A 7,681-nucleotide genomic window follows, 5' to 3' on the forward strand; every position below is an offset into this window, starting at 1 on the left:
TCCGATCTCGGTGGCGCCATGGCGCGGCTGCGTCGCGGCGACATCGTCGGTGCGATCCCGCTCCTCCGCCGCGTCGTCGACCGCGGCACGCCCGCGGAGGCCAGGCCGGCACGTCTCGCCCTGCTCGTGATCCGCGAACCGCTGACCCCACGCGATGCGACGCTGGACGCCCTCGCGGCCCTCGAGCGCGAGTGCGTCGAGGCGGCGGACCTCCCGCTCGCACGCGTCTGCCAGGGCGCGATCGCGGCGATCGCCGACCTGCCGTCGTCCACGGTGCGCGGCATCGTCGCCTCCTGCGATGCGGAGCAGCAGCCGCTGGCCGCGGCGTCCATCGCCGGCGTGGACCTCGTCGTCCGGCTTCGGCGCGGGCAGGTCACCAGCGCACGGGCGGCGGCCGTCGCGGACCGCTTCGATCGCATCGGATACGCGGACGTGGCGGCCTGGGCCCGGTCGTGCGGGGCGCTCGCGGCGGCGGTCTCCGGCTCGGAGCAGACGCGCGAGCTCATCGTCCGGGCGGACGGGTCCGTCCGGTCCTCCGGTGCGGACGGCGCCCGGGCACTGCTCGAGGTCGCGCAGTCCCTGGCTCCCGAACGCGCCGGAGCCTGGTCGGGCACGCGCGCCACCTGCCGGCGGCACGCACTCGAGACCGGGCTGCCCCGGCTGCCCTCCCTCGTCACCGATGCCTTCGCGCGGCAGCCGCACGCGACTCGCTCGGACTGGACGGGGACCACGGCGTCGCGTCTGCCCAGGCTCACGGTGGAGTGCTTCGGCGGGTTCCACCTGCGCGCCGACGGCGCCGAGATCGACCTCCGGACCGTGAGACCCCAGGCCCGTGCCCTCCTGCGGATGCTCGCGCTGAACTCGGGCGCCCCGGTCCACCGCGAGCTCATCGCGGAGATCCTCTGGGGCGATCTGGGAACCGAGTCCGCGGTGCACGCACTGCACGTCAGCGTGTCGAGCCTGAGGCGCGCGCTGCCCCGCCCCAGTGCGGACGACGACAGCTCGATCGTCGAGCGCGTCGGCGAGGCCTACCGACTCGGGGTCCTCGATCGTCGCGACTGCGACCTCGCCGACTTCGACGACCACCTCGCCGATGCGGCGGTGGCCAAGCGTCGAGGCGATGCGGAGTCGACGGCGCACGGCCTCCGCGCGGCCCTCGAGCGCTACACCGGGGACGTGCTTCCCGAGGACGGGCCGGCCGAGTGGGTGACCGGCGCCCGCGAACGGTATCGGCTACGTGCCTCGGAGGCCGCGGCATCCCTCGCGCACCTCGAACTCCGTCTCGGCTCGGCTCGCGCCGCGGTCGCGACCGCGACCCGCGCCGTGGACATCAACCCGTGGCTGGACGAGGCCTGGCGCACGCTGGTCGAGGTGCAGCGCCGCTCCGGTGACGTGCTGGCCGCCGAGCGCGCCGCGGAGGGCTACCGCCGCATGCGGGTCGAGCTCGGCGTCGACTGAGGAGGCGGCCGCCCCGCGCTTCAGCCCGAGACCACGACCGTCACGCCGACCGGCAGGTGCGCGGGGACCACGGCTGCGGCGACGCGCTCGAACCGCCGCTCGAGTTCGGCGCGGTCGCCGTTCGGCACGGTGACGGTGATCACCAGTCGCGCCTCGGCCGATCCGGGCAGCGGTGCACCCGGCGTCGGCGACCATGCGGTCGCTCCCGACTCCTCGACCTCGACCTCGGCGTCGGGCCCGGCGGCGAGTCGCATGGCATCGCGGATGCCGCCCGGAGTCCCGGCGCGCCGGTGCAACGCCGCGGCGCCTGCGACGATCGAGCGTCGCTGCTCCTCCGACCAGGCGTCGTCGAGCGCGACGTCGACCCAGCCGGCGAGCCATTCGAGGAAGTCGGCCGGGGCGGAGGACGGGCGGACGTAGGCCTCGAGGTTGTCGAGCACCGCGTAGACGGGCGCGATGGAGTCGTCGAAGGCGCTGGTCCACCGCATGAGGAACCCGTCCTCCTGGAGGATCCCGGGCAGCCGCATGCCGAGCGGGACCGGGTTGGCGAGCGGCATCCGGTTGATCCGCTCGTGCACCATCCCGCGCATGGTCACACCCCCGAGGTCACGCGGACGCTGTGCGCGAAGCTGTACACGAGCGCGGACGGCGCGAGCCCGATCCGCTGCACCGGTTCGCCGCGTTCGCCCGTGGCCGGATCGGCCTCGAACAGCAGGACGTCGTCGACCAGCTCGGCGCCGGGCAGCGACTGGAGCACGGCGTACACCTCGCCGGCGAGCACCGGGCGTCCGAAGGGCCATCCGTTGCCGTCGTTGCCGCCGCGGATCGGGTCGAAGTGCCGGTAGAGCGTGGCGAGCGCCTCCTCCTGCAGGCGCTTGACCGCCACGCGCGGGCCCGCGACCAACCGCGCCACCACCGTGACGCCGCGGTACTCGGGCGGCTCGATGAGGAGCCGCGTGCCCGCGATCCGTCGGGTCTCGAGGTCGTCGGAGATCGACTCCAGCAGCTCGGGCCCGGGTTGCAGGTCGGCGTAGTCGATCCGCCCGCCGGGGCCGACGGACACGGTCGGCACCACGAGCAGCCGGACCCCCGCGCCGCCCCCGTCGTCGACGGGGAGCGCGCGCGTCCTGCCGACGCCGGGCGCTGCGCGCTTCGCGAGCTGCTCGAAGTCCCCGAGCGTCACCGCGCGATCCCGAGTGCGGAGCGCGAGCGGACCGCGGACCTTCGCCTCCTCGACCGTCTCGCCGTCGGTGCCGTCGTGCGCCGCCTTGCGATTGACCGCGCTGCTGACGAACGGCACGGTGGAACGGAGCACGGAGAGGCTGCCGGCCGAGACGTTCCCGTGGAGCCCGCCCCCGACCCGGTACCGCGGCACGCGCAGCGGCGCACCCTTCGGCGGGACCGCGCCGTAGCGGCGGAGGCTCCCGTCCTGCTCGCGGACGGCGGGCGGGAACGAGACCGTGCCGGTCGCGCGGTCGACGACGACGTGCCGGTCGTCCTCCGTCGATCCGGCGAAGGAGTCGACCTCGGTCCACTCGTTCCATCCGCTCCCCGAGCCGACCTCGACGACGAACGCCTCGCCGTCGTCCACGACCGGCCGCTCCTGGAGCGCGAACGACTGCCCGGGCACGCCCTCGGAGAGCCCCAGGACCTCCTCGTCGACGGTCTTCGCGTGCATCGCGACGGCGACGCCGCCCACCGTGTCGGCCGACGCGTCGCGCACGAGCGGCGGCTGCTTGTAGGTCGGGACCCCCTCCTCGCGCTCGACGATGCGGCACCGGATCCATCCGGCGCGCTCGTCGCCGATGACGGATGCCACGTGGTCGCGCGCCACGATGAGCCGCACCTCGCCCGGCTGGTTGAGCCCGCCGGTGCGGTCGGAGACGAGGTCGCACGGGGTCCACCCCGAGCCGTTCCACGACTCCCACACGGTGGGCGGGTCGAGCGGGTCGACGCCGACGCCGCGGACGGTGCAGTCGAGGCGGATCCCGATCGCGAGCCCGGGCGCCGGCTGGTCGAGGCCGACGAGGAGTTCGTCGCCCACCTTCGGGGGCGTCCCGAACGCCTCGATCGGGTCGGCGCCGAGCCGCGCACCCCGGACGGTCGTCGCATCCCCCGACCGGCTGCCGACGTGGGTGAGCGACCGCGGCGGGATCTGCAGTTCGGCGGTGGTCTGGAAGACCACCGACTCGGCCTGCTCGTTCCGCGGCGTCCCGACCTCCGTCCTCGCCGGGACGACGACGACGTCGGTGCGCGGCGCCGCGAGCCACATCACGACATCGGCGGTGGCCGCCGTCGGCGGGTAGAGCGTGATCCCGATGAGGTCGAGGAAGGCGACGTACAGCTTGTCGGGAACGCGGTTGAGCCGGTAGAACAGCTCGTCGGCCATGAACGCGAACGCCTCGATGAGGGTGACGCCGGGGTCGGAGACGTTGTGGTCCGTCCACTCGGGGCAGCGCAGCGCGACGAGGCGCTTCGCGTCGTCGACGAGGTCCTGGAATCGGCGGTCGTCGAGGTTCGGTGCTGGCAGGCTCATGGCGTCGCCTCCGATGCGCGCTCCGGAATCACGTAGAACGGGAAGACGAGGTTGCGCGGGTCGTTCGAGCCGCGGATGGCGTAGCCGATGTCGATCAGGAGCAGCCCCTCGTCGGCGCGACCGTACGAGACGGCCACCCTGGTGACGTCGATCCGCGGCTCCCACTGGCGGAGCGCGGTGCGCACCGCATCGCCCACGGCGCCCGCGGTCGCCGCATCCGCCGGCGCGAAGACGTAGTCGTGCACGGCGCACCCGAACTCGGGACGCATGGGGCGCTCGCCGGGCGCGGTCGCGAGGATCAACCGGATGCTCTCCTCGATCTCGTGGTCGTCCGAGGACAGCGCGATCCGGCCCCCCGTGTCTGCGCGGACGGGGAACGACCAGCCCCGCCCGACGAACTCCTGCGACATCTCCGACCCTCCGATCCCGTCTCGACCTCAGTTGATCTTCACGAGGCTGCCGGACACGACGGTCGAGCCGGACGACGACAGCTCGGCCGACGCCTTGCCCTTCAGCGAGACCTTCGCGCCGCTCAGGTCGAGCGACGTCGCCCCCTCGATCGCGACCTTCGGGGCCGAGAGCTTCAGCTCGGACCTCGCCGCGACCTCCACCTTCGTGCCGGAGACGGAGGCGTCTCCGCCCGCGGTGACGGTGGCGTCGCCCTCGGCCGTCACCTCGACCGGGCCGGCCGCGATGATCCGGATCCCCTTCTCCGCGGTCTGCGCGAGCGTCACGTGCTGGCTGCCCTCGTTCGTCGAGATGCGGACGGACTCCTCACCGGGCCGCTCGAGGAACTCCACCACCATGCCCGTCCGGGACGCGAAGCTCCTGCGGACGACCGAGCCCAACTCGACGGCCGACCCCCACCCGCCGTTCGGCTGGTCGAGGCCGTTGTACAGCCCGCCGAGCACGACCGGGCGATCGAACGACCCAGCCTCGAAGGCCACGAGCACCTCGTCGCCCACCTCGGGCATGATCATCGACCCCCGGTCGCCGCCGGCGCCCGCCTGCACGACCCGGGCCCATCCGCTCACGTACTCGTCGGAGAGGATCGGGAAGGTCAGCCGGACCCGCCCCTCCTCCTCCGCCCCGCCGCTGCCGTGGACGTCGCTGACGAGCGCGGTGACGACCCCCTGCATCGCCGAGGCGCCGCCGCGATCGGGCCTGGTCCCTGCACCGAGCAGGGACCGGTCGGAGGCGTCGCTCACGGTGAACGACGTCGTGTACCCCTGCTCCGGGGTGAACTCGTGTCGCGACTCGGTGACGACGTAGCGGCCGTCGAACGGCGCGCCGAAGCCCTGCAACCGCACCGCGGTGCCCGACCGGATCCCGGGATTGCCGAGGATCTGCGCCTCGATCTCCGCGAATCCGCCGGCGATCCGTGCCGAGAGCGACTGGGCGAGTCGATCCTGGGGCTGCTGGGAGCCCGTTCCCGCACCGCTCACGTACCGGGGGCTGGAGAACACGTTCGCGACCTTCACCGGGTCGACAGTGGGCAGGTCGGCCGACTCCGTCCTCGCGGGCGCGGTCGACACGACCTTCTGCTTCGCCGCGACGTCCCAGCCGCGGACCTCGACCTCGGGCACCTGCTCGGCGCTCGTGATCGTCGATCGGAGGTAGATCGTGTTGCGCCCGTGCTCGATGACGATCGGGTCGTCGACCGCCGTGGCGGAGTCGTCCGACGCGGTCGATGCGGCGGTCGGGGGCCCGAAGTCGAGCCGGCCCTCCGTGACGGCGAACACGCAGCCCGAGTCATCCGCGAGCCGCTTCAGGAAGACCCAGTCGCTCACGTTGTCCTGCGTCGTGTGCGGGCGCACGGTCGGCGGTCCCGAGATCGTGCCGGCACGCAGCCCGGCGCGTTCGGCCACCTTGCGCACGATGTCCGCCGTCGACATGTCGACGTACGCGGCGATGCGACGGCCGCGGAACAGCCGGTGGGAGGCGTCCAGCCCGCGGACCCTCGTGCGGAGCTCCCCGCCGACGTCCTCGCGATCGAGCGCGGTGACCTCGCCCTCGAGCAGCTTCCGCTGCCCCTCGGCGCCGTTCTGCGACACGCTGACCACGACCGCCGCCCCGATCTCGAAGCCGCCCTGCGCGAGGGCCGTCCCGGCGGTGTCGAGGAACTCGAGCTCGAACGAGTCGGGCAGGTTCGCGGCATCCGTCACGCGACTGCTCGCGAGCAGTGCCGAGACCTCGGGCGGCAGTGTCGAGCCGCCGACCGAGACGAGGACGAGGCTCGTGTAGGCGTCAACGGACGAGGGCACGGGCGATCTCCTTCCGCGCGATCACGCGACCGTCCGCCCTGGCGAGCTCCTCGAGCGTCGGGATCAGCACCGTGGCGCCCGGGCGGAGGCGCAGGGGGTCGTCGATGCCGTTCACGTCCGCGAGGTCCCGCCAGCGGGCGGGATCGCCGTACTCCGCGTACGCGATGGCCGCGAGCGAGTCGCCCTCGCGCACGACGTGCGAGTGCCGCGGCTGCAGGCCGCCGGAGGTCGGGTTCTGCTTCGACGGCTCGTTCGCGAGCTCCTCGAGCGCGACCGTGCACACGGCGCGCAGGGGCGTGCCGTCGGGCGAGAAGAGCGTGTACTTCGCGGCGACGCTCTTGATGTACCCGACGAAGCCCGTGAGCACGCCCCAGCGGAACTTGACCCACGGCGCCGAGGGGCGGTTGCCGTCGACCGATGCGCTGGTCGGGGTGCACGCCTCGAAGAGCGCCTCGACCCGCTTGACGACGCTCCCGTCGCGCTGCCGGGTCTCGTCGAAGTACATCTCGACGCTCATCTTCTGCGGGTCGGGTCCCTGGTACGTCGTCGGCGGCGCGGACGCGGACTTCTTCTGGCTCTTGCTCTCCCACTTCGCCGACTTGGTGACGGTCAGCTCCTTGGGGTTGAGCTGGAAGTCGATCGTCGTGATCAGGGCGCCGACCTTGCCGGGCTTCTGCCCGGGCTCGTGCACGTCGATGGCGGCGTGCACGAGGCTCGTCGTGTCCGAGGCGGTCGTCGTGATCGGCATGTCGTCCGCCTCAGTACGTCGAACCCGTGCGGACGAAGCCGTTGTGGGCGATCTCGAGCGTCTCGACGAGCACCTTGGGCTGGTCCGGGCTCAGCGCCGGACCCGACCACCGCACCGGGATGACGTCGTGCAGGTCGTAGGCCGCGACGGGCTTGTTGTCGGCGCTGCGGATCTCGATGCGGCCCGTGCCGCGCGACGGGCCGGTCACCGCCGCGACGACCCAGTTCACGATGGTGTCGGCGGTGCCCTTGCTCACCGGCCGCGAGAGCTTGATGTTCGGGTACTTCAGTCGTGTCGGGAACTGCCAGACGAAGCCGTTGTTGCCGCCCTCCTCCCTGGACTCGAGCACGACCTCGACCCCGAGGCCGTCGCAGGTCGCGAAGTCGCCCAGGTCGTGCTCGTCGAGATGCACGAGGTAGTGCACGCCGACGGCGATCTCGGTGTCGGTGAGCATGTCGCCTCCTTCGTTCGGGTCCCGTCGACGGCGCGGTGGCGTCGACGATCAGATCCCATCGATGCGGATGCCTCGGCGCTCGCGATCGAGCAGGAGCTCCGCCTTGATGCGCCGGACGAGCGGCCCGTAGAGCCGCCGCACGAGCTGTTCCACGTCGCCGGCGCCCGCTGCGCCCCCGCCGAGCGCTGCGCCGGCGGCAGCAGCGGCGTCGCCCACGGCAG

The 7,681-nt window shown here is 73.0% G+C and carries 7 protein-coding genes; 1 reads left to right on the plus strand and 6 read right to left on the minus strand.

Features of this window, described 5'->3' with window-relative positions:
• On the plus strand, positions 1-1,458 hold a 1,458-nt coding region (locus tag ESO86_RS07730), incomplete at its 5' end, for an AfsR/SARP family transcriptional regulator (RefSeq protein WP_207207056.1).
• A gap of 20 nt (positions 1,459-1,478) precedes the next feature.
• Here the strand turns inward: ESO86_RS07730 and ESO86_RS07735 are convergent.
• From ESO86_RS07735 to ESO86_RS07760, 6 genes are read right to left on the minus strand one after another with little or no spacing between them, the layout of a single operon-like run.
• A complete protein-coding gene (locus ESO86_RS07735; protein ID WP_242492264.1) occupies positions 1,479-2,039 on the minus strand; it encodes a phage tail protein in 561 nt (186 codons plus the stop codon).
• Between the two features lie 11 nt (positions 2,040-2,050).
• Positions 2,051-3,994 carry a putative baseplate assembly protein gene (locus ESO86_RS07740; protein WP_129234378.1) on the minus strand — a complete coding sequence of 648 codons (1,944 nt, stop codon included), beginning with the start codon at positions 3,992-3,994 and terminating at the stop codon, positions 2,051-2,053.
• A complete protein-coding gene (locus ESO86_RS07745; RefSeq protein ID WP_129234379.1) occupies positions 3,991-4,404 on the minus strand; it encodes a GPW/gp25 family protein in 414 nt (137 codons plus the stop codon). Before ESO86_RS07745 ends, ESO86_RS07740 begins: the two co-directional genes overlap by 4 nt.
• Before the next feature lie 27 nt (positions 4,405-4,431).
• Complete coding sequence (locus tag ESO86_RS07750; protein ID WP_129234380.1) at positions 4,432-6,258, minus strand: VgrG-related protein; 1,827 nt, start codon at positions 6,256-6,258, stop codon at positions 4,432-4,434.
• Positions 6,242-7,006: a CIS tube protein gene (locus ESO86_RS07755; protein ID WP_129234381.1), complete on the minus strand. Its 765-nt coding sequence runs from the start codon at positions 7,004-7,006 to the stop codon at positions 6,242-6,244. The genes ESO86_RS07750 and ESO86_RS07755 overlap by 17 nt, the downstream gene beginning before the upstream one ends.
• 10 nt (positions 7,007-7,016) lie before the next feature.
• Positions 7,017-7,460, minus strand: a complete 444-nt coding sequence (locus tag ESO86_RS07760; RefSeq protein ID WP_129234382.1) for a phage tail protein — start codon at positions 7,458-7,460, stop codon at positions 7,017-7,019.
• Positions 7,461-7,681 lie beyond the last annotated feature (221 nt).

Source organism: Agromyces binzhouensis (assembly GCF_004135055.1).
GTDB lineage: Bacteria > Actinomycetota > Actinomycetes > Actinomycetales > Microbacteriaceae > Agromyces > Agromyces binzhouensis.